General features: G+C 66.8%; 24 protein-coding genes and 1 tRNA gene. 15 read left to right on the top strand and 10 right to left on the bottom strand.

The features are described from left to right. Window positions 1-80 precede the first annotated feature (80 nt). Entirely contained in the window at window positions 81-470 is a 390-nt protein-coding gene (locus SYV04_RS25435) for a zf-TFIIB domain-containing protein (RefSeq protein ID WP_321548482.1), read from the top strand. 54 nt (window positions 471-524) lie between these two features. Here SYV04_RS25435 and SYV04_RS25430 read toward each other — a convergent pair whose 3' ends face one another. Further along, window positions 525-1,373, bottom strand: coding sequence for a discoidin domain-containing protein (locus SYV04_RS25430; protein ID WP_321548481.1), 849 nt, complete (start codon window positions 1,371-1,373; stop codon window positions 525-527). Window positions 1,374-1,510: 137 nt separating this feature from the next. Here SYV04_RS25430 and SYV04_RS25425 point away from each other — a divergent pair, with 137 nt between their 5' ends. The 3 genes from SYV04_RS25425 (at window position 1,511) to SYV04_RS25415 (ending at window position 3,961) form a co-directional block, all read left to right on the top strand. Beyond that, window positions 1,511-3,430 carry an ABC transporter substrate-binding protein gene (locus SYV04_RS25425; RefSeq protein WP_321548480.1) on the top strand — a complete coding sequence of 640 codons (1,920 nt, stop codon included), beginning with the start codon at window positions 1,511-1,513 and terminating at the stop codon, window positions 3,428-3,430. A gap of 90 nt (window positions 3,431-3,520) precedes the next feature. Next, window positions 3,521-3,832, top strand: a complete 312-nt coding sequence (locus SYV04_RS25420; RefSeq protein WP_321548479.1) for a hypothetical protein — start codon at window positions 3,521-3,523, stop codon at window positions 3,830-3,832. Between the two features lie 56 nt (window positions 3,833-3,888). Further along, window positions 3,889-3,961, top strand: a tRNA-Gly gene (locus tag SYV04_RS25415). A 532-nt stretch (window positions 3,962-4,493) separates the two neighbouring features. On the opposite strand, the gene SYV04_RS25410 is transcribed toward SYV04_RS25415, so the two are convergent. Further along, window positions 4,494-4,958 (bottom strand): DUF4145 domain-containing protein, encoded by a 465-nt coding sequence (locus SYV04_RS25410; RefSeq protein WP_321548478.1) that lies wholly within the window; start codon window positions 4,956-4,958, stop codon window positions 4,494-4,496. A 507-nt stretch (window positions 4,959-5,465) separates the two neighbouring features. Between SYV04_RS25410 and SYV04_RS25405 the strand changes: the two genes are divergently transcribed. The 5 genes from SYV04_RS25405 (at window position 5,466) to SYV04_RS43790 (ending at window position 11,683) form a co-directional block, all read left to right on the top strand. Then, window positions 5,466-6,341 (top strand): DUF2381 family protein, encoded by an 876-nt coding sequence (locus tag SYV04_RS25405; protein ID WP_321548477.1) that lies wholly within the window; start codon window positions 5,466-5,468, stop codon window positions 6,339-6,341. Then, a complete protein-coding gene (locus SYV04_RS25400; protein WP_321548476.1) occupies window positions 6,338-8,137 on the top strand; it encodes a serine/threonine-protein kinase in 1,800 nt (599 codons plus the stop codon). The genes SYV04_RS25405 and SYV04_RS25400 overlap by 4 nt, the downstream gene beginning before the upstream one ends. A gap of 169 nt (window positions 8,138-8,306) precedes the next feature. After that, window positions 8,307-9,464, top strand: a complete 1,158-nt coding sequence (locus tag SYV04_RS25395; RefSeq protein ID WP_321548475.1) for a serine/threonine protein kinase — start codon at window positions 8,307-8,309, stop codon at window positions 9,462-9,464. A 181-nt stretch (window positions 9,465-9,645) separates the two neighbouring features. After that, window positions 9,646-10,674: a PA0069 family radical SAM protein gene (locus SYV04_RS25390; protein ID WP_321548474.1), complete on the top strand. Its 1,029-nt coding sequence runs from the start codon at window positions 9,646-9,648 to the stop codon at window positions 10,672-10,674. A gap of 37 nt (window positions 10,675-10,711) precedes the next feature. Beyond that, window positions 10,712-11,683 (top strand): trypsin-like serine peptidase, encoded by a 972-nt coding sequence (locus SYV04_RS43790; RefSeq protein ID WP_422723971.1) that lies wholly within the window; start codon window positions 10,712-10,714, stop codon window positions 11,681-11,683. A 91-nt stretch (window positions 11,684-11,774) separates the two neighbouring features. Here the strand turns inward: SYV04_RS43790 and SYV04_RS25385 are convergent, their stop codons facing one another. Further along, window positions 11,775-12,341: a chalcone isomerase family protein gene (locus SYV04_RS25385; RefSeq protein ID WP_321548473.1), complete on the bottom strand. Its 567-nt coding sequence runs from the start codon at window positions 12,339-12,341 to the stop codon at window positions 11,775-11,777. Window positions 12,342-12,377: 36 nt separating this feature from the next. Next, window positions 12,378-13,466, bottom strand: coding sequence for a 3-phosphoserine/phosphohydroxythreonine transaminase (gene serC, locus SYV04_RS25380; protein ID WP_321548472.1), 1,089 nt, complete (start codon window positions 13,464-13,466; stop codon window positions 12,378-12,380). A 131-nt stretch (window positions 13,467-13,597) separates the two neighbouring features. On the opposite strand from serC, the gene SYV04_RS25375 reads away from it, so the two are divergent. The 4 genes from SYV04_RS25375 to SYV04_RS25360 are packed head-to-tail and all read left to right on the top strand — an operon-like array spanning window position 13,598 to window position 17,686. Beyond that, window positions 13,598-14,173 carry an RNA polymerase sigma factor gene (locus tag SYV04_RS25375; protein WP_321548471.1) on the top strand — a complete coding sequence of 192 codons (576 nt, stop codon included), beginning with the start codon at window positions 13,598-13,600 and terminating at the stop codon, window positions 14,171-14,173. Window positions 14,174-14,177: 4 nt separating this feature from the next. Beyond that, complete coding sequence (locus SYV04_RS25370; protein ID WP_321548470.1) at window positions 14,178-14,963, top strand: hypothetical protein; 786 nt, start codon at window positions 14,178-14,180, stop codon at window positions 14,961-14,963. A 21-nt stretch (window positions 14,964-14,984) separates the two neighbouring features. Then, on the top strand, window positions 14,985-16,607 hold the full coding sequence (locus tag SYV04_RS25365) for a caspase family protein (RefSeq protein WP_422723977.1): 1,623 nt from the start codon (window positions 14,985-14,987) through the stop codon (window positions 16,605-16,607). Beyond that, on the top strand, window positions 16,607-17,686 hold the full coding sequence (locus SYV04_RS25360; RefSeq protein ID WP_321548468.1) for a carboxypeptidase regulatory-like domain-containing protein: 1,080 nt from the start codon (window positions 16,607-16,609) through the stop codon (window positions 17,684-17,686). Before SYV04_RS25365 ends, SYV04_RS25360 begins: the two co-directional genes overlap by 1 nt. Before the next feature lie 28 nt (window positions 17,687-17,714). Here the strand turns inward: SYV04_RS25360 and SYV04_RS25355 are convergent, their stop codons facing one another. From SYV04_RS25355 to SYV04_RS25330, 6 genes are all read right to left on the bottom strand, one after another. Then, window positions 17,715-18,428: an HvfC/BufC N-terminal domain-containing protein gene (locus SYV04_RS25355; protein WP_321548467.1), complete on the bottom strand. Its 714-nt coding sequence runs from the start codon at window positions 18,426-18,428 to the stop codon at window positions 17,715-17,717. Continuing rightward, window positions 18,425-19,270 (bottom strand): MNIO family bufferin maturase, encoded by an 846-nt coding sequence (gene bufB / locus SYV04_RS25350; RefSeq protein ID WP_321548466.1) that lies wholly within the window; start codon window positions 19,268-19,270, stop codon window positions 18,425-18,427. Before bufB ends, SYV04_RS25355 begins: the two co-directional genes overlap by 4 nt. 77 nt (window positions 19,271-19,347) lie before the next feature. Next, window positions 19,348-19,596 carry a hypothetical protein gene (locus SYV04_RS25345; RefSeq protein ID WP_321548465.1) on the bottom strand — a complete coding sequence of 83 codons (249 nt, stop codon included), beginning with the start codon at window positions 19,594-19,596 and terminating at the stop codon, window positions 19,348-19,350. 47 nt (window positions 19,597-19,643) lie between these two features. After that, window positions 19,644-20,279, bottom strand: coding sequence for a YceI family protein (locus SYV04_RS25340; protein WP_321548464.1), 636 nt, complete (start codon window positions 20,277-20,279; stop codon window positions 19,644-19,646). A gap of 94 nt (window positions 20,280-20,373) precedes the next feature. Continuing rightward, the gene (locus SYV04_RS25335; RefSeq protein WP_321548463.1) at window positions 20,374-21,792 is read right to left on the bottom strand and encodes a M61 metallopeptidase family protein; all 1,419 of its coding nucleotides are present in this window, start codon (window positions 21,790-21,792) and stop codon (window positions 20,374-20,376) included. Window positions 21,793-21,802: 10 nt separating this feature from the next. Continuing rightward, a complete protein-coding gene (locus SYV04_RS25330) occupies window positions 21,803-23,020 on the bottom strand; it encodes a DUF1015 domain-containing protein (protein ID WP_321548462.1) in 1,218 nt (405 codons plus the stop codon). Between the two features lie 357 nt (window positions 23,021-23,377). On the opposite strand from SYV04_RS25330, the gene SYV04_RS25325 reads away from it, so the two are divergent. Both SYV04_RS25325 and SYV04_RS25320 read left to right on the top strand, forming a co-directional pair. Continuing rightward, window positions 23,378-24,964, top strand: coding sequence for a helix-turn-helix domain-containing protein (locus SYV04_RS25325; RefSeq protein ID WP_321548461.1), 1,587 nt, complete (start codon window positions 23,378-23,380; stop codon window positions 24,962-24,964). Window positions 24,965-24,999: 35 nt separating this feature from the next. Further along, window positions 25,000-25,875: a tetratricopeptide repeat protein gene (locus SYV04_RS25320; protein WP_321548460.1), complete on the top strand. Its 876-nt coding sequence runs from the start codon at window positions 25,000-25,002 to the stop codon at window positions 25,873-25,875.

Genomic DNA, 25,875 nt, shown 5'->3' with positions numbered 1-25,875 from the left:
GCATCCGAAATTTCGGGCGCCCTATCATTCTCCTATCCACGGGGAGCAAGCCTCCCCCTTTCAGGAGAACGAACCGCCCCATGAATTGCCCCACGTGCAACGTCGAGATGGCCGATCTCGAAGGGGATGATTTGACGTTGCGGAAGTGTGGAGATTGCGGCGGCCTCTGGATCGACGTCGCGGACCTCAACCGGGTCCTGCTCCACAACAACCTCCCCGGGCTGGAGAGTCAGGGCGGGAAGGTCGACGCGGAAGCCCTCACCGGCCAATGTCCCGAGTGTCAGGTGGACCTGGTCCGGGTGATGGGGGGAGACCGTGCCCACCCGCTCCAGTACGACACCTGCGAATCCTGCGGTGGCATCTTCCTGGAGTCGGAGTTCGCGGACGCGACCGATGTGAAGGTGGCCGTCGAGGAAATCGTCGCCTTCTTCAAGACCTTCAGCGTGAAGAAGAAGCTCTCCGCGGGCTAGTCCGGCCCCTGGTGGGGCGCTCGGGCCCCACCCCGCCTCTCCAGGGCCTCCCGCTCAGGGACGGCTCCGGAAGGGCTCTTTCCACTCCTCGGGCAGATCGCCCTCCAGGGTGAGCGTGTGTCCGTCCGCTGCCCCCTCGGCCTCCTGCCGGTCGTAGCGCAGCGCCACCTTGCCCTTCTTCGGCACATCCAGGCTCAGCCGTGAGCTGGAGAGAGTGTACGTCCCGGTGAAGGAGGTGCGCTCCTCTCCCTCCAACGGCTCGTGGACGAAGCTGTAGGTGCCGTCCACATAGAAGGAGAGGAACCGGTCGGGCGCCTTCTCCAGGCCCCCGAACCAGGTGCCCAGCAGCGGCTCGATGCGCGCGTCGTACTTCAGCTTGGGCGCCAGCTTGGTGCCGTTGAGCGCCTTGCCCTCCGAGTAGAAGACGATGTCCGTGAGGCACACTGGGGCGCTCGCCTCGGAGCCCGGGAAGGTCGCGTTCACCTGCAGGGTGAACCAGCCGCCGGAGATGGGCGGGTTGAGCGGCACCGTCTGCGAGCCCCGCTTGTCCTCCACCGTGAAGCTGCGAGCGCTGTCCTTGCCCTGCAGGGTGAGCTTCTTGGCGCGGGCGTAGGCCTTGAAGGCCGTGCGCTCCGAGCCATTGCCCGTATAGAGGCGCACCTCGTCCACGGTGGCCACCCCCTTGAAGCCGATGGTGAGCGGGCTGGTGCCCTGCCCCTCGGCGGCGCACCACACGGTGGTGTCGCGCCCGTCCAGCGCGTTCACGGGGTGGTAGCGCTCGGGGTGGGAGTCCTTCTCGAGGTAGTCGGCCGCCTGGGCGTAGCCGACGGAGGGAGGCGCCGCGAAGGCCCGAGGCGCGGAAGCGAACAGGAGCAGGGTGAGCAAAACCAGGAGGCGTCGCATGCCCCGCATCTTGGATCGGACGCCAAGTCGCGCTCCAGTCCACGCCCGGTCCGGATGAAAACGGGCACTGCCGTGTTTGCGATGCTTGACACCCTGCCCCCAGGGACAAGAGTAGGCGGCCGATGCGAGGGAACGCGATGCGACGTCTGTGCTGGATTGCCATGTGCGCCGTGCTGGCCGGCTGCCCCAAGGGCAAGGAGGAAGCGCCCGATGCGGGGCCGGTGGATGCGGGCCCGGACGTCCTGAGCGAGAAGGAGCCCAACGAGCGGCCGGATCAGGCGCTGGCGTTGGCGCGGGACGCGGTGGTGACCGCCGCCCTCTCGGCGGACCCGGCCAAGGCGGACGAGGACTGGTACCGGCTGGCGCCCGGCAGCGCGCGCGCCGCGGACATCAGCGTCACGGGCATTCCGGGCGGGGACGTGGTGCTCGAGGTGTACGACCGGGACCGCAACCGGCTGGGCAGCGTGAACAGCGAGGGAGAGGGCAAGCCGGAGCGCTTCCCCAACCTCTTCGTCGAGGGCGAGCGCTTCGTGCGCGTGGCCTCGGCGCGCAAGGGCAGCGGCGGGGCGTACACCCTCACGCTGAGCTACCGGCGGCCCAATGACGGCGAGGAGCGCGAGCCCAATGACCGGGCCGTGGACGCGCACCCGCTGGCGCTCGGACAGACCGTGGCGGCCTACATCGGCCACGCGGGGGACGAGGACTGGTACCGCGTCGAGCTGCCCGCGCCCGAGCCGGGCACCGCGCCGGTCCCGACGGAGGCGACGCCTCCCACCCCGGCTCCGACGCCAGCGCCCACCGGAGAGACGCCTCCCCCGCCCCCCGAGGGCACTCCTCCGCCGGCGGAAGGCACCAACCCGGCCCCCGAGGGCACTCCTCCCTCCTCGGAGGGCACGCCGCCCGCGCCCCCTCCCGAGGGTTCCCCGAGCACGCCTCCGGAGACGGGCGGAGCGGTGGCCCAGGCGACGGACGCCGGACTGGCGGCGCCCCCGCCCGTGGAGCCTCCGGGCCTGGCCCTGAAGATCGAGCTGTCCGCCATCGAGGGCGTGCGGCCGGAGCTGGCGGTGCTCTCGGCCGCGGAGGCCCCGCTGTTCTCGCTGCGAGGCAAGGACGGCGAGCCGCTGGCGCTGCGCAACATCGGCGTGCGCGCCACCGACAACGTGGTCTACGTGGTGGTGAAGAGCAGCTGGGTGGGCACGGGCAAGGAGGCCAAGCGCGCCTACAACGCCACCACGGCGTACACGCTCACCGTCTCGCTGGAGGAGGCCGGCGCCAACGCGGAGCTGGAGCCCAACGACGAGCTGTACAAGGCCACGCCGCTGCCGCTCTCGGGCTTCAAGGAGGGCTTCCTGGCGCCCAAGAGCGACGTGGACCACTACGTGCTGCGCACGAGCGAGCCGATGCTGGCCAAGGTGGAGCTGTCGGGGGTGGAGCGGCTGGATCTGATCCTGTCGGCGGTGGAGCCGCCCGCGGGTGACGGGGCCCAGCCGACGGTGACGCTGAAGGCCAATGACGGCGCGGTGAAGGAGCCCGAGCGCCTCAACAACGTCTCCTGCAAGGACACCTGCTACTTCCGGGTGGAGGGGGCCTCGCGGAAGATCGACGGCAAGTGGGTGAAGGACTTCGAGAACCCGGACCTGCCCTACCGCATCACCATCACCGCGGTGCCGGACAACGGCAGCGAGGAGCGCGAGCCGAACAACACGGCGGACCGGGGCATGGACATCATCTTCGGCAAGGCGGTGCGCGGCACCGTGTACCCGGCCAAGGACGTGGACTACTACCGGCTGGACCTGAGCGAGCGCCCGGTGCGCACGCCGATCCGGGCCACGCTGCTGGGCATCCTGAAGGTGGACGTGGGACTGTACCTCCACCGGGTGGGAGAGGACGGCAAGCTGGCCCTCGTGCAGACCGCGGACCGGGCCAAGGGGGATCAGCCGGAGACGATCCGCTACAGCGCCGAGCCCGGCGTCTACGTGCTGGAGGTGCGTGACTCGAAGAACCGGGAGTCCAACTTCCAGGACCCGTACCAGCTCAACGTGGAGGAAGGAGAGTAAGCCACCGTGACATCGCCCGGTCCCCTGCCCGCTCCACCGAGCCTCCCGCCCGTTGGCCCGTGCCTAACCTTCTCTCCGAGAGGTCAGGCCATGGGGCATGAACGGATGATGTACACGCGGTCCGCGAAGTCGCGGCTCCGGACACTGCCAGTGGAGGTGCGCGTGCATCTGGAAACCCACCTGGCCAACCTCGCCCTCCTGGTCGAGGCGATGCCGCCCGAGCGGCTGCCGGAGCTACTGCCCCGGACGGAGGAGGGCTTCGTCACCACCATGCAGGAGACGCGTGTCCTCTTCACGGTGAACACCGCGGGCCGCACCATGCTCGTCCACCGCATTGAGCTGCTCACGGAGGCCCAGCGGGGGTTGGCCACGGACTACTCGCTGGCCGAGACCGAGGCCTGAGCGCACTTCTCGTTGACAAGGCGGGGCGGTACTCCTACCTTGGGAACGCTTCGGTCGCGGTGGTAGCTCAGTTGGTAGAGCACGAGCTTCCCAAGCTCGGGGTCGCGGGTTCGAATCCCGTCCGCCGCTCAGTCGCAAAGGCCGGTAGTTCCTGGGGAAACTTGGGACTACCGGCCTTCGTGTTTCCGGGGCCCGGGGTACCTTGCCTCTATACCCGACCTGCTCCCCCCTCCCGCGACGGCTCGCAGGGGGTCGGATGCCTGCCCGGCACGACACCGAAGGACAGCCAGTTGATCTACTGGGCGTAGATAGCCCGGGCCCATGGGGGAGTACCGCCGCATGGTGAGGTTCGGGGCCGTATGACGGAGAACGGCGGCAACAGCGCCAGGGCTCGCCCAAGACTGGATACGAAGCGAGGCACAGGTCCCCCGCAGGTTGTGAAACCGGAGTCTACGAGGCTGGGCCTTCGGCCACAGGAGCATGGTGAAGCCCCGCCTCCGTTGCCAGCCTTCCGGGGCCGAAGTCCCACCTCCGCTGCCAACCTTCCGGGCTCGGAAAGACCAGTTCGGACGGTGATGCTGCTATGGCCTGCTGGAAGCACGGCACGGCCTCTTCCGCGATCGAGGGCCATGGGCGACAGGGCCCAGCCCGAGGGCTTTCGCTACTTCATCTTGCTCGCAGCCTCCGTCAGAATCCTCTGGCGAGCGGCACGAGCAGCAGGTTGCTCGTAGACCACCTCAAGCAACTCTTCAAAGGTAACCATGATGGCCTGGACGAGTTCTGGCGTGGCGTTCTCCTGCTTCGTGATGTCGCCGCCATTTGTGTGCAGAACCCCATTGCCAAGATGCGAGAGGACACGCATCACTTGTGGATCCAAATCCTTGGCCCACGCCGGTGCGTTGCTGTCTTTGATGGCCTTCTCCAACTTACTGACCTTCTGACCGCACATGCCATCCTTGAACCCTTGATCCTCAAGCAGATGCTCAAGAGCCGACCGGTACATGGCGATAGCCGCACTCCTTGCGCCAGCGCTTTGAGCGCGGGCGGCTTGGTCGAGGTAATAGGCCACAGCCTTCGGGGTATGCTGTGTGGAGAGTCCGCCCATAACGTTCGGGAAGACAGCCACGTTCTCCCTGTCCTCTCTGTGATAAACCACGAGGGTGAATCGAGATTGACAATGTACGCAAGTATGTCTCGTTGGTTGGAACTTCGGTACCACGGAGTTCGATCGGTCCCCAGCCCCGAGTAACAGTGCCTTTTGCTTGGTGCGCGCGACCTGGCATGAAGAGTTCCTGGATACGCATGCGCATCTGCCGAGTACAGCGTGGGCAGTAAAGGCCATCCTCCTCCACAAGCGCCCCATCCCCGAGCATGCGATAATTCCCGGCGACGACCTGTCGCAGACGTTCAATGCTTTCAAGAGAACTCAACTCGATGCCTCCTCATCTAACGGCCTGAAGATACGTAGGGCGAACCTTCGGCTGACGAGGCACTGTCGGTCAATCTGACGAATACTCTTCTGGTTGATCCCGCAGCACCCACCATCGCGGAGTAGGCGTGTGGGACCGTCGCTCCGACCGTGATTCGCCGAGCAACTGGGATCTGGTAGGTTGACCCTGGAGGTCATCCCGCAGTGGTCCAACCTACTACACTGGTCCTCGCTCTCGTTCTCATCTTGGGAACGACGGCGCGGGCTCAACCGAGAGCACCCCGAGAGCAACGGCAGCGCCACGTCTCCGTGACCGGCAACCCTGCTGATCCGCCGCACGAGATCCACGTAGCCAAGGGCGTCGCCACGTTGCTCCGCTTCAAGTCCCAGATCAACCGGGATGCCGTCGATGTAGAGGGGCACGGCACTCGAATCACGCTCGACGCAGGCGATAGCTCCATCATTCTTGAGCCACTGGTCGACCTTGGCTCCGCCGAGCGCCTGGCTCTCAGCGTACTGTTTGCCGATGGGCAACGTGCCGTCTTTGTTCTCGTGTCGCACGTCTCCGAGGTGGACACTCGGATCGACGTGATACGGCGCGAACAGACCGTCGAGTCGTGTCTGGCCGACTTGGCCGAGTCTCAAGCGCGCTGCTCGAAGCTCAGTCCTATGAACTTCGCGCGTGCTGGGTTGCTGACACCCATAGGCGTGATCACCCGTGCGCTCACCAACTGTATTGGTGCGCCCCATACTGCTAGCGGGCTAGTCTGCGAGAACGGTACAGCCCACCGCGCCGAGAGATGGGCACTCGTGGACCTGCAGATCCGCAACGCTCCGGACCAGACACCTTGGGTTCCAAGCGAAGTCACCATCAAAAGCATGCAATCGGGAGTGCCTTTGACGGTTCGCGCAGTGGAAATGGACGCAGCGCATATTGCGTCCGGGGAAGTGGGCCGTCTGTTCGTGGAGATTGCGCCCCCTGACGCTGGTGAGCCGTTCGTCATGGAACTGAGAGATGCAACGGGGCGCGGCATCTCGATCCCCGAAGTGAGATTCAGAGCGAAGGAGAGCACGCAATGATCGCGTTTCTCGGCTCCCAAGGGTTGCCCACCGGGACGATGATCGACAGCTGGAAGGTGGTCGCGTCACTCGGCTCTGGCGGCTTTGGCGCCGTCCAGAAGGTGGAGAAGAACGGTCGGCTCTATGCGCTCAAGATCGCCCTGTTGCCCGAGGGCTCTCCCGACGAGAAGAAGACGCATGCACGAACATTGCGCGAACTTCTCTGCTTGCTCCTGATGGACCACCCGAACATCGTGCGCGTAGTTGCGCATGGGAGGTGGCCCGACGAGACAGGCGGGCACTTGTACTTGGTGCTCGAATACGTCGAAGGCTGGACTCTCGCACACTGGATCGAGCGTATCCATCCCACTGCACTGGAGATCATCCGAGTCTTCGTGAAGACCGCTGCGGCTATCTCATACATGCACTCGCGAGGAGTGTTCCACCGGGACCTGAAGCTGACCAACGTTCTGATCCGTAAGTCAAACGGTGAGCCCGTCATCATCGACTTCGGAGCAGCCGATTTCGCCCAGGCTCCGGAACTTACGGACGCTGGACTCCCCCCAGGAACAGAGCGGTATCGCGCGCCCGAGGCAAACCGTTGGTGGTACGCGAACAAGAAGAAGCCAAAGGCGCGGTACGACTTCCGAGTGACCGACGAACTCTTCGCCTTCGGCGTCATGCTGCACGACGCGCTCACAGATCCGCGCCCGACCGAGGATCGCCAGCGTAGTGCGATCAACAGCATCCTTGTCGCCCCTCGAGATCCTCAAGCTCGTAACCCACGGATCCCAGATGCATTGGCGAGCTTGGTACGGCGACTTCTGGCCAAGGATCCAGCGAAGAGGTCGGAGAACTTCGAGGCCGTTCGCCGTGAACTGGCCGAGTTGTTGGAGCATCAAGGCGCGGAGTACCGCGTTTCAATCCATTCGCCTTCAGCTCAGGTGTCAGAATCAGAGCGCGCAGAAGGTTCACCAAGGCCACTTCCATCCGTCGATTCTTCTGCAAAGCTCCGGTGGCGTTGGCGGAAGTGGCTGGTCGTTGGTGGTGCGGTTGGCGCTGCTGCACTTGCCGCTGTTGCAGCCTCCACGTTGGGCTGGGATCGACCGGAAGAGTTCGCAGCTGCTGCTCCACCCGCTCATAGCCCCAGTTCGACGAATCCCGAGAGCCCGCCTCCAGCATCCGTTCCAGCCAAAGCACCCGCCACAGAGACGGCCCCAGGCGCTACTGTGACCGTCTCCATCCAGAAGGAGTCCAACGTGAAGATGCAGAAGGGAGCGCTCACTCCGCAGAAGCCGCCCAAGTTCGCCAATGAGGCCGAACGCCTGAAGTGGTGCAAAGCCATCGGATTGGGGACGGTGCTCGCCGTGAATGCAGGTTGCCCCGGCGCTCAGGTAAAACCGGAACGAGGAGACTGCCCGGCAGACGCCGTAAAGGCGATGGAGGAGCACGGGCTCAGATGGAGGGATCAGGTCGTCTTCACTCTTGGAAGTGACATCAAGAAGGGCATGCTTTCGCCTCCTCTCAAGAGTGGGCGCGTTGAAGCTACCGTGGTTCAGCGTGGATCTGGCTCAATGGGTACCCCCAACCTCCCCCTGGGCACGCGGCTCTTCGGTGAGCTCTGGATACTTAAAGAGGACCCGGCGAGTGCCAGGTTGCGCTTCTATCGCGCACAACTGCCGAACGGCCCTGAATTCCCCGTCTGCATCGTCTCCGGTAGCCACGGACACCTAGCTATTATGGAGAGAGAACCCAACGGCGCTATTCGCACGGGGCCCGCTCCAACTGGAACTGTCATCCTCGACAGCTGGCCGTGACTCGTCTCGTGTCAAGCGCCTTTACGTTTTGAGACACCTTTTCAGATCTCACTGAGCGACTGCCTTCCAACCTGCCATGTCGTTCACTTCGGCCTCATGTGCTGGGTAGGCTCTGCTCTTGTCTCTCGCGGCGTTCCCTACTGCCGCGAGCGCGACGGAGAGACACGACATGAGCACACCAAAGAGGTTTCCGGTGAAGAAGGGACAGATCCTCTTCTCCGCTGGACAAGCTGCCTACGAGTTCGTGATGACGTTGGAGGGGAGCAACCACGGCGAGACCGTGTTGCTCGCGCGCAAGAGAACGGTTGAGGGACCCGGCGCGGATGTGATCCTCAAGTGCGTCGGCCTTCCAGACCGGCCAGCGCTCGACGCGGAGAAGACGCGGACTCGGCTCGAAGAGGAGGTCAGGCTCGCCACGTATTTGCGGCATCCCGGGATTGCTCGTGTCCACGGCATCAAGCGGATGGAGGGCGCGCTCTACCTCATCGCCGAATGCGTCGATGGTAACTCGCTCAACACTCTGTCAAACGTCGTGCCCGAGCACATCACGAAATTCTCGGACGCCTTCGTTCTGTACTTGGGTGCTGAAGTCGCGGGAGCGCTTCTCTATGCCCACACGCGCACAGACGAGCACGGGAAGCCGCTGGGCATCGTTCATCGTGCCGTGGACCTGGAGCGGATCTGGGTCACCTGGGAAGGGCAGGTGAAGCTCACGGACTTTGGCTTGGCACTCTCGAAGCTGCCCGGACGGATCGCTTCGACCGTTCAGCGCCCACACGGCAATGCCTACTACTCTTCGCCAGAAGCGCTGCTCGGCAAGCCTGTTGATGCTCGTTCGGATCTCTTCCAGCTTGGACTCGCTCTCTATGAGGTCGCGACGGGTTCTCACCCATTGGATCCGCCTGAGGGGCTGCCGGAAGAGACGGAGGAGATGCTTTCCGCAACCGAGCGCGCCAGGGTCGAGCAGGCAATCCTCGACGCGAAGGAGACGGGGCTTGATGACGCAGCCGTGGAGGATCTCATCGTCCGTGCTGCGACGTACACCCCGAAGGATCTGGAGCGACTGGTGGCGAAGCTCTCCGAACCCTTGAGAGCGCCGCTCCGTAAGTTGCTCCAGCGCAACCCTACCGAGCGCTACCAGACGGCTGAAGAACTGGAGGCCGATCTTCGGGCTCATCTGGATCGGCTCGGGTCCTACGGAGCCAAGGAGGCTGCAGCTGAGATCGGCAAGGTGCTTACGGAGGTCGGAGAGCAGTTGGTGGGCCTGGAAGGCTGCGCCTCTCCTCCGCGTCGTCAGCGCTCCCAGGACGACATCACGACGGGCTGAGCGCGTCGTGGAGTGCCCGCTTCCGAAAGTGGTGCGCTTCCCAAGCACTGGTTCGCATCCCGTCCGCCTCTCCGTCGCAAAGGCCGGTAGTTCGTGGGGAAACTTGGGGCTACCGGCCTTCGTGGTTCCGGGACCTTGGCCGGCGCTTGACTGAACGTGCTTTCAGGTTCACCTTGAGCCGGTGAAGCCGCGTCCCGTCTCCAATCCTCCCAACCCCTGGGCGAGCACCGAGGTGGAGTACCTCGACGAGGTTCCACCCTCTCGGCTGGAGGTGCTGGAGGACCACAGCCGCGAGGTGCTGGCGCGCAACAGCAGCCCGGACGTGTGCTTCTCCTGGAGCATCAACCCGTACCGAGGCTGCATGCATGCCTGCGCGTACTGCTACGCGCGCCCCACCCACGAGTACCTGAGCCTGGGGGCGGGCACGGACTTCGAGACGCGCATCGTGGTGAAGCCCCACGCCCCGGAACTCTTGCGCGAAGCCTTCGAACGCCCGCGCTGGCAGGGGGAAACGCTGGTCTTCAGTGGCGTCACCGACTGCTTTCAGCCGTTGGAGGCCTCACTGAAGCTCACTCGCCGGTGCCTGGAGGTTTGCGCCGAGTACCGCAACCCGGTGGGCATCATCACCAAGGCACCGTTAATCGAGCGGGACATCGATGTGCTGCAGACGCTGGCGCGCGAGGCTCGGCTCTGGGTGAGCATCAGCCTGCCCTTCCACAACCCGGAGCTGGCACGAGCAATGGAGCCCTATGTGGCCACGCCGAAGCGGCGCCTGCTCACCATCGAGCGGCTGGCGGCAGCGGGCATCTCCGTGGCGGTGTCAGTAGCGCCCATCATCCCAGGACTCAATGACGAGGACATCGCCAAGGTGCTGGCCTCGGCGCGGGAGGCGGGAGCTACCCGAACGCACTACACTCTGCTGCGCCTACCCGGCCCGGTAAAGGAGGTATTCGAGGAGCGGCTGCGGGCGAAGCTGCCCCTGCGTGCGGAGCGGGTGCTGCATCGAATCCGTGAGACGCGTGGCGGGGAACTCTCCGACGCGCGGTTCAAGCACCGCATGCGGGGTGAGGGGATTTACGCGGAGACCATCCACCGCCTCTTCGACACAGCGGCGCGCAAGGTGGGCATGCGCATGTCCTCGGTGACCGAGGCCGAGCCGAGCACCTTCCGGCGGCCGACACGGCCCTCTGCCCAGCTCAGCCTCTTCTGAGGCTCAGGGGAGGGAGAACGCATATCGTGCCTGACGGATGCTTTTCCTCCGGACATCCCCCCTGGCTGCATGCTCACTGTGGGCACTGCTACTCCTGAGCGGGAGTTGCACAAAGCGAGGAGACGAGCCCAAACCGGCCCCTCCTCTCCCAGAATCCAGTTCACCAGGTGACGGTAGGGCCAGTTCGTCCGCGGAAGCACAGGGGCTGCGGCGCCCCGCCGGAGGACTCGCCCTGCTCGCAGGTGAGATCGACATCGAGAACCGCTTCCAGTCGACGGTCTCCGTCATCACCCAAGTTCCGAATGGGCGCGGAAGCGGCACGCAGTGCAGTGGTGTCCTCGTTGCTCCTCGACTGGTGTTGACCGCTGGCCATTGTGTCTGCAAGAGCCAGGAGATTCATGAATCTGGGCAAGGTAATACGACCTTGATCGACGGCTCATCCTGCGTCCCCAGCGCTTCCGTGAGCACGGTCATCTACGAGCCGCCCACTCCGGAAGCCGAGCTGAACCTCTCCCGTAGAACTTACAATGGGAGGATTCAGCCCCATCCCGACTTCAAACTCCTGCTCGACGCCCAAGGTAACGTCGTCTCCACCAAGGCCGACCTGGCTTTCGTCCGTCTTGAGTTCCCCGTCAGAGGGGAACTCATCCCCGTCACTCTTGCAGAGACAGGGATAGAGGCCGGCGAGTCCATCCTCATGGTCAGCTACGGTTACGACTTGGATCTGGGAACACTGGGTGGCGATCGCCGGATCAAGGAGTACCCGGTGACTCGACTTCCAGCGGCAGGGGAAGATCGATTCCTGTTTCACCAGCCTCAGCGACACGCCTATACGGGAGACAGCGGCGGTCCTTGCTTTCGACAAAGCACGCAGGGCCTCTCACTCGTGGGAATCTCAAGCAGAAGCCTGGGCAAGGAACCTGCTTTCACAGGCCTCCAGCCTTATCGAGCTTGGCTCAGCAGTGAAGTTCAACGAGTGGCTCAGACCGACTCAGGTCCTCTGCCATGATGCTTCGAGTCAGTTCCCTAATGGGTTGGATGCGCTCCAACTGGAGAAGCCCTGCCCGTTCGCTTCCAGGCAGGGCTTCGCGCAGCGTGACTCAGTCTTCCTTGCCGAGCATCCCGTCCTTGAGGTCGCCGTCCACGGGGTTCTTGCCCAGCCACACCCCGAAGAGCGCGTCCGCGAAGTCCTTGCCCTCCACGGAGATCTTCTGGCCCGCCTTGCTCTCCACCGTGGTGCCCTGGCCCGGTACGTAGGTGAGCAGCAGCTCATCACCCTTCTTCAGGTCCGGGATGGCCGCGTTGAAGGTGTCCAGTCGCTGCTTCAACGCCGCCATCTGCGCCTTGTTGTTCTTTTCGATGCCATCGCTGATGGCGTCGGTGATCTTCGACTTCTCGAGGTCGCGCAGCATCGTCATGCGCACGCGCTTGACCTGGTCCGAGCTGATGAGCTGCTGGGAGTCCTTGCTGGTCGTCTCCACATAGAGCCCTGCGGTGTAGACCTTGAAGATGGCCTTGGTGCGTAGGCCGGCACCATTGAGCTTCAGCTCCTTGCCCTCGACCGAGATGGTCTCGGGGAACTTCACTCCCGCGACTTCCTTCTCCTTGGCCAAGGCCGGCAGCGCGAGGGTGAGGGACAGCACGAGGGCAGATAGTGTCACTTTCATGGATTCCTCCCTATGGGTCAGGCGTGCAGGCCTGGCTTAACCGCGAGTCTTGACGAACTGGTCCATGAAGGACACCAGCGTCTTCACGTTCTCCACCGACACCGCGTTGTAGAGCGAGACGCGGATGCCTCCCGCGCTGCGGTGCCCCTTGAGCCCCACCATCCCCGCCTTCTTCGCCTCCGCCACGAACGTGTCCTCCAACGCCTCGCTCGGCAGCCGGAACACCACGTTCATGTACGAGCGCGACTCCTTCTCCACCGGCGCCCGATAGAAGTCCGGGTGCCGATCGATCGCCGCGTACAACGTCTCGCCCTTCTCCCGGTTCCACTTCTCCAGCTGCGTCAGCCCTCCCACGCTCTTGATCCACGCCAGCACGTTGCGGCACAGGTAGATCGAGAACGTCGGCGGCGTGTTGTACAGCGAGTTGTTCTCCGCGTACGTGCTGTAGCGGAAGATCTTCGGGATGTTCTGGCTCCCCTTCGCCATGAACTCCTTGTCCACCACCACCAGGACAATCCCCGAGGGCCCGATGTTCTTCTGCGCCCCCGCGTAGATGAACGCGAACCGGCTCACGTCGATCGGCTTCCACAGGATGTCCGAGCTCATGTCCGCGACCAGCGGCACGCCTCCCACCTCCGGGAACGTGTGCCACTGCGTCCCGTAGATGGTGTTGTTGGTCGTCATGTGGACGTAGGCCGCCTTCGGATCCAGCTGCAGCTCGGCCTGCTTCGGCACCCGCGTGTAGCGCTTGTCCGCCATCACCGTCGTCGCCGCGATGCGCGGCTTGCCGTAGTACTTCGCCTCGTCCAGCGCCTTCTCGCTCCACACCCCCGTCATCAGGAAGTCCGCGCTCTTCTCCGGGGTGAGGAAGTTCATCGGAATCTGGGCGAACTGCTGCGAGGCCCCGCCCTGCAGGAACAGCACCTGGTGCGTGGCCGGGATGCCTAGCAGCCCGGTAAGCAGGGAGATGGCCTCGTCGTGGACGGCCTCGTAGTCCTTGCCCCGGTGGCTGTGCTCCATGATGGACATTCCCGTGCCCTGGAAGTCGAGCAGCTCCTCCCGGGCCCGCTCCAACGCGGGCTGGGGGAGACCCGCGGGACCGGCATTGAAGTTGATGACGCGCATGGCTGTGTCCTTTAGGAAGTGAACGGCGCCGCCATTCTCTCCCACATGCTTCCAAGGGCCAGTAGGAAGCGAAGACGGTGTCCAGCAGGTAGCGTGTGGCCGGCAGGCAGGTACGGAGGTCAGGAGGACAGGTGGGTTCCTCGGAGGAACTGGCGCAGTGGGTGCGGCGGGCCGCGCGTGGGGAGGAGTCCGCCTATGGAGAGCTGTATCGGCGCACCCGGCCCCTCGTGGCCCGTCTCACCGCCGGATTCGCCACGCTGGACGCCGACGAGGTGGAAGACGTGATCCAGGAGACATACGTCCGGGCATTCAAGGCCCTGCCCCGCCTCAAGGAGCCCGGAGCCTTCGAGGCCTGGCTGCTGTCCATCGCCCGCAACCGGGCCCGCACCCGCTTGGAGCGCAAGAGCCACCTGCGGCGCATGGAGGACGAAGCGGCGGACCCCGAGCCCGAGGCCGTGCCTCCGCTGCCCGAGGCGCTCCAGGTGGAGCGGGACATCGCCGTGGTGCGTCAACTCATCGCCGAGCTGCCCGAGGGCGAGGAGAAGAAGACCGTGCAGCTCTTCTACCTGGAGGGAGAGCTGTCCGCGCGCGAGATCGCCGAGAAGCTCGGTGTGGGCAAGAGCGCGGTGACCATGCGGCTCGAGCGGTTCCGGGCACGCATCAAGCGGGAGCTGCTCCGGCGTGTCCTCGCCGGACGCTGGGAGTAAGGCCATGAAGCACCTCGATGCCAACGCGATGCGCGCCCTCTCCGCCCGGGAACCCGAGGCGGTGGCCTACTTCCGCGAGCACCTCGCCGCCCCGTGCGACACCTGCGAGGAGTTCCTCGCCCAGAGCGCCGACACGGACGGGCTCGATGGCCAGGTGGACGCGCTCCTGCTCGGGTTGGCCCCGCGTCCGGAGGCCCCTCGGAATGAAGTGGGTTGGATGCGGCTGCGACGCCACCTGCGCGCGCCCTCCCGTACGGGGCGCTGGGCTGGAGCCGCCGCGGCGCTGGCCGCATGCCTGCTGGCGGTCGTCTTCGTCCCCCGCCTGATCGCCTCTCCACCAAGGGAGGCTGCGTGGGATGGGGTGAAGGGCTCGAACCGCATCGCGCTGGAGCTGGCCGTGGTGGCTCGAAGCGCCCAGGGAGAGCTCCGCCGCCTGGACTTTGGCGCCTCGGTGCTGCCGGACGAGGTGCTGCTGCTGCGCTACCACGCCACCGAGGCGGGCAGCGCCCTGCTCTTCCAGCAGCAGGAAGGGGGCACGCCCGAGCTGCTCGGCGCCTTCTCCCTGCAGGCCGGGACGCATGATCTCCAAGGCCCCCAGGGGCTCGCGGGCGTGAGCCTCACTGGGGAGTCCGGCGCGATGACGCTGTGGCTGGTGGCCTCCGCGCCCGGTGTGGAACTGTCGGAGGAGCAGGTCCGGGCGGCGCTGGGGAACGGAACAGCCCAGGGCCAGAATCCGCTCGCCATCGCGCAGTTCGACGTCTTCGTTCAGACCGGTCACAATCCGCGCTGACCCGTGAAGCGCCTCGTCCTCATGCTGCTGGGCACCCTCGTGGCCTGTGCGGGCCCCGCCTCCCAGGAGAAGGGCGGGCTGGTGCCGCTCAAGCTCGACGAGACGGCCCTGTCCAACGCCTATGCCCCCCGGCGCCTCGCGCTGCTCGTGGGCATCTCCCAGTTCCAGGATCCGCAGTGGCGCAACCTGCGCTACTCGGGGAAGGACGCGACCGACCTCGCCGCCGCCCTGAAGGACCCGGCGCGGGGGCGCTTCGATCAGGTGCGCCTGCTCTCCCGCCCGGAGGAGACGACGCGCACGGCGATCCTCGCGGCGCTGCGCGAGCTGCGGCGAGAGGCCACCCGGCCGGATGACGTGGTGGTGGTGTACTTCTCCGCGCACGGCACGCTGGCCCGAGATGGCCGGGGCGAGCTCAAGCGCTACCTCGTCACCCGGGACGCCGCCTACCGCGACATCCCGCAGACGGCACTTGGCATGGACGAACTCAAGGCCGAGTTCGACCAACTGCCCAGCCGGCGCCGGCTGCTGGTGCTGGCCACCTGTCACAGCGGCAGCGGCAAGTCGCTGCTCCCCAAGGAACTCGAGGCCGAGCTGACGGGCATCAAGTCCGGCTTCTACGCGCGCCCCCTGGAGGAGTCGAGCCGTGCCTCCATGGTGTTCGCCGCGTGCGACTGGGGCGAGACGGCGCGCGAGGACGAGGGGCTGCGCAACGACATCTATACCCACTTCCTCATCGAGGGACTCAACGGCGCGGCGGACCGGAACGCGGACGGCGCCGTCACCGCCACCGAGGCGCATGACCATGCGCGCCGCCGCACCTTCGCCTTCACCGAGGGCCGGCAGCGCCCCTCCGCGGAGATTCTGGAGGTGGGCGCGGACCCCGTGGTGCTCTCCGGCAGCATCAACCGCGTGGGCCGGCCCGAGCTGTTCTCCTACAACCCGCGCCTGGACGGCTTCACCCTCAAGGTGGATGGAGAGCCGCGCACGGAGCTGCCCGGAGGCGCGGCCGTGCCCGCTGGGCGCCGCACCGTGGAGCTGACCAAGGGAGACTCGGTGCTGGTGCGCCGCGAGGTGGAGGTGGCCCAGGGCGATCGGCTGCCTCTGGAGCGGCTGCTGGCGGAGACCTTCCCGAGCCGCTCCCTGTCGCTGCTGGGCGGCATGTTCTCGTTCGTGGACGCCAGCAGCCGCAAGGAGCTGCTGCCGGCCTCCCCGGAGGTGGCGGTGGCGCTGCGGCTGGAGGACCGGCCGCTGCAGGACTTCAGCCTGCTGCTGGACCTGAGCGGGAGCATGGGACGGCGCAACCTCCAGCTCGTGCCGGGCACCTCGGTGCCCTTCGGCTACACCCGCCTCTCCCTGGGTGTGGGGATGCCCTACCTGTGGCGCTGGGAGCGGCTGTCCCTCTACGCCGGGCCCCGTGTGGCCGCTCTGTACCTGAGGCGGTCCTTTGATGTGGAGGCCTTCGTGGGCGGGCAGCAGTACTTCACCCTGAGTCCCGGCGTGGTGGGCGGCGTGGTGTGGCGCCTGGGTGAACGGCTGGAGCTCACCTCGCAGATGCAGCTCATGCTCACGTACGTGGTCGTGGATGGGCAGGGACAGGCGGTGGGCTTCACCAGCGGCTGGGCCGGAATGGGGTATCGCTTCTGATGCGCCACACACTGCACATCTCTATGGTCGCCCTGCTCGCCCTGATCGCGAGCGGGTGTGGCGGGCTGGACAACGCGCCCTTCCTCGTGGGCTCGGTGCATGGCCGGCTCACCGAGAGTGACTCGGCCATGGCGCTCGTGTCCGTGGTGGGAGCCCCAGAGCTGCGCAGCAGCGTGGCACCGGATGGCCAGTTCACCCTGGAGAACATCCCCGCGGGCAGGACCGAGCTGTTCATCGTCGCCTCGGCGCAACGCGCCCTGCGCGTCCCCCTCACCGTCCCGAGCGGACAGTCCCTCTCGCTGGGCGAGCTGCAGCCCCAGGCGGCCAGCTTCCTGGAGGTGCGGGTAAAGTCCCCGGACAAGCAGCTCGTGGGCGCGGCGAAGCTGTCCGTGCTGGGCACGCCCCTTCAGGAGCTGGACATGGATGAGCAGGGGCGCGTGAGCGTGGGCCCCCTGCCCGATGGCTGCTTCATGCTGAGCATCACCCTCCCCGGCTTCCCGGACGTCTCCTCCGAGACGTGCGTGAGCGCCGGCGAGACCAAGGAGGTGAAGGTGAACCTCCCCAAGCCGGATGGCGGCAACGGCCACCACGGCTGCATGGAGACGGGGTGCGAGGAAGCGCTGCAGTGCGCGCAGGATGGCCGGTGCGTCGAGTGCCTCGAGGACGCGCATTGCGGCTCCGGCCTCAGCTGCCGAGGCTTCCGCTGCGAGGGCTCGGGGCCGCTATGCGCGCCGTGCGCCGGGAACTGGCAGTGCCGCTCCGGCGCGAGCTGTCAGTCGTTGCCCGAGGGGAGCTCGGCCTGCGTGGAGCGTTGTACCGACAGCGAGGATTGCGCGCGGGGTTTCACGTGTCAGGGCGACCGCTGCCTGCCCGATGCGGCCCAGTTCTCGGGCTGCGGCGCCTACCGCCAGGTGGGGGCGGCCTGCACCGGCGACGCGAGCTGCCGCGAGCGGGGCCTCCCCAATGGGCTGTGCATCGAGGGGGCCTGCACCTACCGCTGCACCTCCGACTCGCAGTGCCCGGACTCCCTCGTCTGCGAGGAAGCCCCGGGCGGCCGCGTGTGCCAATCGGACGACTGAGGCGTAACGGCCGAAGCCGTCCGCTGACTCAGGGCGCGAGGACCAGACCGTCGCGGGTACACTCCTCCACGGCCCGCCGCACGTGGTCCTCCGCCACACCCGTCGCCGCCGCCACGTCCTGCGCGGACAGCCCCTCCAGCGCCATCTTGAGCACCAGCAGGGCCTGCTCGTGCGCCGCCAGGAACCACGTGCGGTGATGCTGGGGGTGGCGCCACAGCAGCAACATCTCATCCCCCGGCGCCGGGGCCGGGCCTGTCGCCTTCGCGTGGATGTAGGGCGCGAGGCGGAACGGGTGCTGCAACACCGTGAGCGTCGGGTTCACCGTGAGCCGCTCCACCCGCTCCGGCACCTGCTCCTCCGAGGCGTACACCGCCCAGTCGGCCCACTCGAAGCGCACCAGCGCGGGGACGAACTCCGGCAGCCCCCGGGCCGCCGCCACGTCCGCGACGAAGGCGGGGAAGCCCTCGCCCAGCCGGTTCACCTCGAAGTGCCGCGCTGGCCGCGTGGCGTCATACGCCCGCACGAGCTCCGCCCAGCGCTCCGGCCCCAGGCACGCGAGCGTCAGCGGGTAGAGCTTCTCCACCGTCGCGCTGACATGGTGGCGAACGAACTCCTCATAGAGCGCCACCCGCGAGTCCTTCGCGTCCCAGCCCGGGTGCGCCGCGCGCAGCCGCTCCAGCCCTCCGGGCGCCGCGAGGTAGCCGTCCATCGTGTCGAAGAAGTGCCGCAGTCCGGGCTTCATGGCGCCACCTCGCCCAGGGCCCCGCGCGCTGTGTCCGCCTGCTCCAGCACGGCCTCCAGGGAGGGAATGTCCTGGTCCCATTCGATCAGCGTGGACACCGGCCCGGTGCGCTTCAGCACGTAGCGGTAGAGCTCCCACACCTCGTCGCAGACGGCGGCGCCGTGCGTGTCGATGATGACGTCCGGCCGGCGGTGGTGCCCGGCCAGGTGGATCTGCACCACCCGCTCCAGCGGCAGCGCGTCGATGAAGGCCCGCGGGTCATACGCGTGGTTCTGCGCGTTGACGTAGACGTTGTTCACGTCCAGCAGCAGGCCACAGTCGGCCTGCTCGGCCACGTGGCGCAGGAAGTCCGCCTCGGCCAGCGTGCCCCCTGGCATGCGCGCGTAATAGCTGGGGTTCTCCAGCAGGAAGGGCCGACCTACCCGCGCCATCACCTCGCGCACGCGGGGCACCACGTGCTCCACCGCCTCGTCGTTGAAGGGCAGCGGCAGCAGGTCGTGCAGGTACACCCCGCCGAGCCGCGAGTAGCACAGGTGATCCGAGAAGAAGGGCGCCTTCAGCCGCTTCACCAGCGCCGCAAGCCGGGTGAGGTAGTCCTCATCCACCGGATCCGGTCCGCCGATGTTGAGCCCCACGCCGTGCGGCAACAGCGTCCAGCGCTCGGCGCAGACGTCCAGGGTGCGCTGGGCGCGACCGCCCATGCTCAGGAAGTTCTCCGGGACGATCTCCAACCAGTCGAGCGTCCGCTCGGTGAGCGGCAGCGAATCATAGAACTCGCGCCGCAGTCCGATGCCGGCTCCGAGCGGCTTCAACCCATGTCTCTGCGCGTAGCTCTCGGACACCGGGAACTCCTTGGGTGAAAACAACACGGGCGGCGGGAAGTTCCCTTCCCACCGCCCGAATTCGCTACGGCAGAAGACTACTTCTTGCCGCCACAGGAACCCTCACCGCACGAGCCCTGCTCACCCTTCTCGGGGGTGGCGGCGGGCTTCGCGCCACAGGAGCCCTCGGCGCCCTTGGCGTCGGTGGCAGCGCCCTCCTTGGCGCCACAAGAAGCCTGGGCGCCCTTCTCGGCGTCCGTGGTGGCGGCCTTGTTGGACGCGCAGCCGGTGGCCAGCGCGCCGAGGGACAGGGTACCAACGATAGCGGCCAGAGCCTTGACGTTCATGGATGCTTCCTTTCAGGACTGCATTGGGGGGAGTACTGCATGTGTTACTACAGCTTGAACTGCGTCGAGCCCCAGGCGTCGACCGTGACCTCGGCGACTTCACCTACCTTGAGCAGCAACGCCTCCGTCCGCTTGATGCCGTAGGCCTCCAGCGGGATGCGGAACTTGGCACGCAGCCGCAGCAGATCACCCGTCGCGCGATTCTTGGTCTCGGCGCTCTCCTTGAAGAGCATGGCGGTGACCTCCACGGGCTCCTCCCGCGTCACGCCGCGGATGGTGAACTTGCCCTTGGTCTGCAGCTTCAACGGCTTGCCCGGCTCGAGCGCGGCGGGCAGCGCGATGTCCTTGAACTCGAAGATGATGTCCGGGTGCTTCGCCGCGTCCAGCCACCGGTCGTTCTGCAGGTGGCCATCCCGCGTCTCGTTGCCCGTCTTGAGGGTGTTCACCGGCACGGTGAGCCGCCCGGTCGCCTTGGTGCCCTGCACCACCACCGTGCCCTTGAGCGCGTTGGACAGCCCGTTGATGACCTCCAGCGGCGCGTCCAGCATCAGCGCGACGGTGTCGCGGCTGCCCGGATCATTGAAGGTGAACGTCTGGGCGGCTGCTGCGGGCGGCGGCTGCTGGGCGCTCACGGACAGGGCCAGGAGCAAGGCAGCCATCAAGACAGCGCGACGGGCGAACATGTGAACCTCTTTACGAAGCCAATGGAGAGATGGATGCATGTTCTACGCGGAGGCAGCCCTTCCGGTTACACGCCGGCGATTCCCCCGGCGTCCGCTATTGGGCGCTGCTGGCGCGCTGTCCGTCCAAAGCTTCACGCAGCAAGCTGTCCCGGGCAAGTTGAAGCTTGACGCCGCCCGGAGTGGTCGTCACGCCCAACTCTTCTAGCAGACGTTCGAGGCCGGAAAAAGCAGGAAGACGTAGTTTCTCTGACAGCAGAGAATTGAAGAGTGGGCGCCCGGCCACCGCGTCCACGGCCGCGCCATACGCACTCACCGTGGACGTGGGTCCCTGTGTGGCCAACAACTCCAGCACATCATCCAACTGGCGCTGGTTGCCCGTGTGCCGGCGCAGCTCCACATCGAGAAGCAAGGCGAAGTAGGCCCCCACCCAGTAGATGCCCGGCGGGGCGTTCTCCTCGAGCATCTCCTCCATCGTCCGCCCGCCGGCCTGCCTCCTGCCGCGCTCGAAGCCGGTGATCAGCTCCTGCCAGCTCTGCTCCGGCGACTGGCGCCCCGAGCGCGACTTCGCCACCTCGGTGAAGTAGGTGGCCAGCCCCTCGGAGATCCACGGCGCGCGCGGGAGGATGGCCGGGTGGGTCAGGTGCAGCATCTCATGGAGGGCGACCCAGTCCTGGACGAGGTCCGAGGGCTCGGCGTCCTGGCCCACCAGCAGCGCGATGCTGGGAGGCGAGCTCCACATCACCATGCCGAACACGTCCGCCGTCTTTCGGTTCGGCACCGGGTAGACGAGCACGGTGATGCGCGGGTGCGGAAAGGCGCGCCGCACCGTGCGCACCTCTTCGGCGGTGCGCCGCAGCCACTCGCAGAGCTCCTTGTCCTTGAGGTGCGTCATGTGCCCGAGGATGGCCACCTGCAGCACCGCGTCCCGCAGCCGCACCTCACAGCGGCGGCCGCCAAAGCCGTGGAAGCCCGAGTCCACAAGGTCCTCGGCGCTCAGGCGGTACACCCCTCCGGGGCCGCGCTGCCAGGGCAGCAGCGCGTTCACTCCTGTCACGGTGAGCTCCACGAGCAGGTCCGGAGGAGCCACCCGAGGGCGGATCAGCCAGGAGCGCCCCGCGATGAGGCGCGCGTCCTCCTGGGGCATTCCCGCGAAGAAGTCCGGCCCGCGCCGACGGATGAGCGCGTCCATCGGGAAGCGGTAGCGCAGGAAGCGCGTGTCCTTCGGCAACCGCACCCCGTCCCGGTCCACCGTCAGCTCATGCTCCTCGCCCGTCTCGCTGTAGGCCCAGACGGTCTCCACTCCGCCGGAGCGGGTGAAGAAGAAGTCGCGGGGCGTGCCCCTGACGAGCACCACCTCCACGTCGAGGGCGTGCTCGGGCTCGCGGACGTAGGTGACGTTGTAGCGCAGCGCCGCCGGATCCACCGAGGGCCGGGGCGCGCGCAGCACCTCCGGGCGGCAGGAACACATCCCCACCGCCAGGGCCACGAGGCACAGACGCAGGACTCCGGACATGCGCGGCGCTCTAGAACAGGTGCAGCACCAGGCCGCTGCGCAGCTTCGGCTCGAACCAGGTGGACTTGGGCGGCATGATCTCCCCCGCGTCCGAGATGGCCATGAGCTGATCCAGGCTCGTCGGGAACATGGAGAAGGCCACCTTGTAGGCCCCGCCGTCCACCAGTCGTTCCAGCTCCTCCATGCCGCGGATGCCGCCCACGAAGTGGATGCGCGCGTCCTTACGCGGATCGCCGATGCCGAGCAGCGGCTCGAGCACGTTGCGTTGGAGGATCGTCACGTCCAGCACACCCGTGGGCGTCGGCTCGAACGTGCCGGGCTTCGCCGTGAGCTGGTACCACGCTCCGCCCAGGTACATGCCGAAGTGGTGCGCCTGCGAGGGCTTCTTCTGCGCGCCCTTCTTCACCTCGAAGCGCTCACCCAGCCGGCGCAGCAGCTCCTCCGAGCTCAGCCCGTTCAGATCCTTCACCACCCGGTTGTAGTCGAGGATCTGCATCTGATCGTGCGGGAAGACCACCGCGAGGAAGCGCGCGTGACCGCCGCTCTCCCCTCGCTGGCGGCGCAGCGCGTGGACGCGAGAGGCCGCCGCCGAGCGGTGGTGCCCGTCGGCGATGTACAGCGCCGGCACCGCGCGAAACGCCTCCTCCAGCCGGGCGTTGAGCTCGCCACGCACCACCCAGAAGGTGTGGCCGATGCCGTCCTCGGTGGTGAAGTCGTACTCGGGCGCGCCGCGCGTCCCCTCCTCCACCAGCGCGCTGATGGCTGGCGAGGCGCGGTAGGTCAGGAACACCGGCTCGTCATTGCCGCCGAGCACGTCCACGTGCCGCGTCCGGTCGTCCTCCTTGTCGGCGCGCGTCAGCTCGTGCTTCTTGATGCGCCCCGCGTCGTACTCCTCCACGCTCGCGGCGGCCACCACGCCCGTCTGCACGTGCGCGCCCATCCGCTGCCGGTAGAGGTAGAAGCTCGGCTCCCCGTCCTGCCGCAACCAACCCTCGCGCTGGAAGAGCGCCAGGTTCTCCCGGCCCTTGTCGTACACCTCGTCCGCATGCTCGTCCGTGCCGGCGGGCAGGTCGATCTCGGGCCGAGACACGCGGAAGAAGCTGCGCGTGTTGCCCTTCGCGTAGGCGCGCGCCTCCTCGGCGTTCACCACGTCATAGGGAGGCGCCGCGATCTGCAGCACCGAGTCCTTCGGAGGGCGTACGCCACGAAACGGGCGAAGTTCAGCCAAGGCTTCACTCCAGGGCAGAGAGTTCGAGGCCCGGAGGCTGGCCCAAAGCCCCCGGCGATGCGAGCGCCATCCGAGCCCGCTCCCTTTTTCATGGCGCACCGTGTCAGTAAAACGTTGACAGCGGTGGGGGAGATCGGCGGGACACACATCCGTTCACCCGCTGTAACCGACTGTAAATATTAGCGCTTCCCGGGCCACTCAACGTTCGGGGAGTAGGCCGGGGGGGCCTCTTCGTTGCCACTCCAACAGGGTGACAGCGCTCCCAAAACGTTGATTGCAAATCGGTAAATCGATTTGCAAAGTGAACCCGACAAGGTCGGGCGCGGGCCTGCGCGCACCACCGTGTGGGACAAAGTAATGAACGAAAACGCACTCAACGCGAACGTGGGCCTGAAGCTTCGGGGCCTGCGGCTCGCGCGCAACATCAAGCAGACGGATGCGGCGAAGGACCTGGGGGTGTCCCCGGCGTACCTGAACCTCATCGAGAAGGGCAAGCGGGTGATGCCCTTCCCGCTGCTGTGGAAGGCGCTGCGCTACTTCGATCAGGACCCGGAGCAGTTCATGTCCACCCTGGGCGAGGGCCGGGTGGACGAGGCGCTGGCGAAGCTGCTGGACGAGCCGCTGCTCAAGAGCCTGGACATCGACTCGGAGTCCATCCAGAGCCTGTCGGCGGAGCCGAAGCTGGCCGGCACGGTGGCCGCGCTCTTCAACCTCTACAAGAACACGCGCACGCAGCTGGAGAACGTGCTGGCGCAGCTGTCCGCCGAGGAGCGCGCGCGCGCCCAGGGCAGCAGCGGCGGCAATGGCCACGGCAACGACCAGGGCGTGCGCCTGGACTACTCGCCCTTCGACGAGGTGAGCGACTTCCTGGAGTCGCACCGCAACTACTTCCCGGAGCTGGAGGAGCACGCGGAGGCGCTGCGCCGGGACTTCAAGCTCGAGCGCCTGCTCACCAGCTCGCAGCTCATCCGGCTCATGGAAGAGCGCTTCGGCTACCGGGTGCAGTTCGAACGGGCCGCCAGCGGCTCGTCGGTGGTGCGGCGGCTGGACCGGGAGGAGCAGATCCTCACGCTGTCTCCGGACCTGACCGAGCAGCCGCTGAAGTTCCAGGTGGCCACCTCGCTGGGGCTGCTGCTGATGGACCGGGAGCGGCTGGTGGAGCGCATCGTCGGCGGCGGCCGCACGCGCCACGCGGAGACGCTGCGCCTCATCAAGGTGAACCTGTCCAACTACTTCGCTGGCGCGCTGATGCTGCCCTACGGGGACTTCTTCAAGGAGGTGGAGCGCACGCGCTACGACGTGGAGCTGCTCTCCAGCATCTTCGGCAGCACGTACGAGACGGTGGCCCACCGGCTGTGCAACCTCTCGGATCCCAAGCGCCAGGGGCTGCCCTTCCACTTCCTGCGCGCGGACATCGCCGGCAACATCTCCAAGCGCTACAGCGGCACGGGCCTGAAGTTCGCCTCGGGCGGCGGCTCGTGCGGCAAGTGGGCCGTACACCTGGCCTTCCTCAACCCGGGCCAGCTCACCCGGCAGTATTCGATGATGCCGGACGGCACCACCTACTTCTGCTTCGCCAAGGTGCAGCTGCAACCCATCGAGGGCTCCATCGTCAAGGGCACCGCCTACTCCATCGGCCTGGGCACGCACGCGGAGAACGCGAAGTACCTGGCCTATGGGCTGCCCACCAACGACTTGCGCAAGGACGCGGTGTCCACCGGAATCACGTGCCGCTTCTGCGAGCGCACCGACTGCAACCAGCGCGCGGCGGCCAGCTACCGCTTCGCCTTCGCCTTCGATGAGTACACCAAGAAGGACTGCTTCTTCTCGCCGCTGCTGGTCCACGAGGCCGGCAAGGGCGAGCGGTCCGCCGCCGACCGGGACGCCCGACAGGAACTGCTGGACAAGCAGGCCCGGCGCCGCAACAAGGGGGGCGAGAGCTGACGCCTCGTCGCCCTCTTTCGTGAGAAATACCCCCGATGAGCCTGACGGACACTGAACGCGCCCACCTCCAATCCGCCCTCCAGAAGCAGCGCGACGCGCTGGCCGCCATGCGTTTCACCGCCAGCCCGGTGGAGATCGGCCAGGGGCTGATCCAGCTCGCCGAGCTGCACGGGCTGCTCGAGGACCACGCCGCCAGCCGGCAGAGCTACGAAGAGGCGCTGGGCCACTTCCAGTCGGCGAACAACAAGGCCGGCCAGGCGCAGGCGCTCTACGGGCTGGGCGTGGCGCGCGCCCAGTTCGAGGACCACAAGGGCTCCATCGAGCGCATGGCGCAGGCGGCCGCCCTCTACAACGAGGTGAAGGACCGCGAGGGCGAGGCGCTCTGCCGCGCCTGCATCGGCGAGTCCCTGCGCGCGTTGGGCCACACGGACGGCGCCGAGGAGAAGTACCAGGAGGCGCTGATCCTCTTCCGGCAGACGCGCAACACGGAGCGGGTGGCCGCGCTGCTGATGGACATCGGCGACATCCGCATGGAGGCCGCTGACTACAAGCGCGCCCGCGAGCGCTTCCTGGAGGCGCTGACGCTGCTGGAGAAGGCCGAGCACCCGGAGCCGGAGCCGCTGGCGCTCTGCCAGTTGCTGTTGGGCGAGGCGGAGGGGCTCATGGGCAACCACGAGGCGGCGCGGCCCCACCTGCTGCAGGCGGTGGAGCTGTACACGCAACTGCACGAGCACGTCTTCGAGGCCCGCGCCCGGTGGGACCTGGGCCTGGCCTGCTACTACCAGCAGGACTGGCCGGCGGCGCGCTCCCAGTTCGAAGCGCTGCTGCCGCTCTACGAGGAGCAGGGCCGCGCGGACGAAGTGGCCAAGGTGCGCAACGTGCTGGCGCACTTCACCGCGCGCGGCGTGTGA

The sequence above is a fragment of the Hyalangium ruber genome (assembly GCF_034259325.1).
GTDB lineage: Bacteria > Myxococcota > Myxococcia > Myxococcales > Myxococcaceae > Hyalangium_A > Hyalangium_A rubrum.
Note: the sequence above shows the minus strand (reverse complement) of the source record. Positions and strands in the feature narration are given on the sequence as shown.

What these genes read in the sequence shown, in the direction of transcription:
- SYV04_RS25345 (WP_321548465.1), bottom strand. Translation starts at nt 19,596, where the DNA reads ATGAACGTCAAGGCTCTGGCCGCTATCGTTGGTACCCTGTCCCTCGGC.
- serC (WP_321548472.1), bottom strand. Translation starts at nt 13,466, where the DNA reads ATGCGCGTCATCAACTTCAATGCCGGTCCCGCGGGTCTCCCCCAGCCC.
- SYV04_RS25365 (WP_422723977.1), top strand. Translation starts at nt 14,985, where the DNA reads ATGCTGCTGGGCACCCTCGTGGCCTGTGCGGGCCCCGCCTCCCAGGAG.
- SYV04_RS25325 (WP_321548461.1), top strand. Translation starts at nt 23,378, where the DNA reads ATGAACGAAAACGCACTCAACGCGAACGTGGGCCTGAAGCTTCGGGGC.
- SYV04_RS25360 (WP_321548468.1), top strand. Translation starts at nt 16,607, where the DNA reads ATGCGCCACACACTGCACATCTCTATGGTCGCCCTGCTCGCCCTGATC.
- SYV04_RS25320 (WP_321548460.1), top strand. Translation starts at nt 25,000, where the DNA reads ATGAGCCTGACGGACACTGAACGCGCCCACCTCCAATCCGCCCTCCAG.
- SYV04_RS25425 (WP_321548480.1), top strand. Translation starts at nt 1,511, where the DNA reads ATGCGACGTCTGTGCTGGATTGCCATGTGCGCCGTGCTGGCCGGCTGC.
- SYV04_RS25355 (WP_321548467.1), bottom strand. Translation starts at nt 18,428, where the DNA reads ATGAAGCCCGGACTGCGGCACTTCTTCGACACGATGGACGGCTACCTC.
- SYV04_RS43790 (WP_422723971.1), top strand. Translation starts at nt 10,712, where the DNA reads ATGCTTTTCCTCCGGACATCCCCCCTGGCTGCATGCTCACTGTGGGCA.
- SYV04_RS25370 (WP_321548470.1), top strand. Translation starts at nt 14,178, where the DNA reads ATGAAGCACCTCGATGCCAACGCGATGCGCGCCCTCTCCGCCCGGGAA.
- SYV04_RS25430 (WP_321548481.1), bottom strand. Translation starts at nt 1,373, where the DNA reads ATGCGACGCCTCCTGGTTTTGCTCACCCTGCTCCTGTTCGCTTCCGCG.
- SYV04_RS25385 (WP_321548473.1), bottom strand. Translation starts at nt 12,341, where the DNA reads ATGAAAGTGACACTATCTGCCCTCGTGCTGTCCCTCACCCTCGCGCTG.
- SYV04_RS25395 (WP_321548475.1), top strand. Translation starts at nt 8,307, where the DNA reads ATGAGCACACCAAAGAGGTTTCCGGTGAAGAAGGGACAGATCCTCTTC.
- SYV04_RS25340 (WP_321548464.1), bottom strand. Translation starts at nt 20,279, where the DNA reads ATGTTCGCCCGTCGCGCTGTCTTGATGGCTGCCTTGCTCCTGGCCCTG.
- SYV04_RS25435 (WP_321548482.1), top strand. Translation starts at nt 81, where the DNA reads ATGAATTGCCCCACGTGCAACGTCGAGATGGCCGATCTCGAAGGGGAT.
- SYV04_RS25420 (WP_321548479.1), top strand. Translation starts at nt 3,521, where the DNA reads ATGGGGCATGAACGGATGATGTACACGCGGTCCGCGAAGTCGCGGCTC.
- SYV04_RS25335 (WP_321548463.1), bottom strand. Translation starts at nt 21,792, where the DNA reads ATGTCCGGAGTCCTGCGTCTGTGCCTCGTGGCCCTGGCGGTGGGGATG.
- SYV04_RS25400 (WP_321548476.1), top strand. Translation starts at nt 6,338, where the DNA reads ATGATCGCGTTTCTCGGCTCCCAAGGGTTGCCCACCGGGACGATGATC.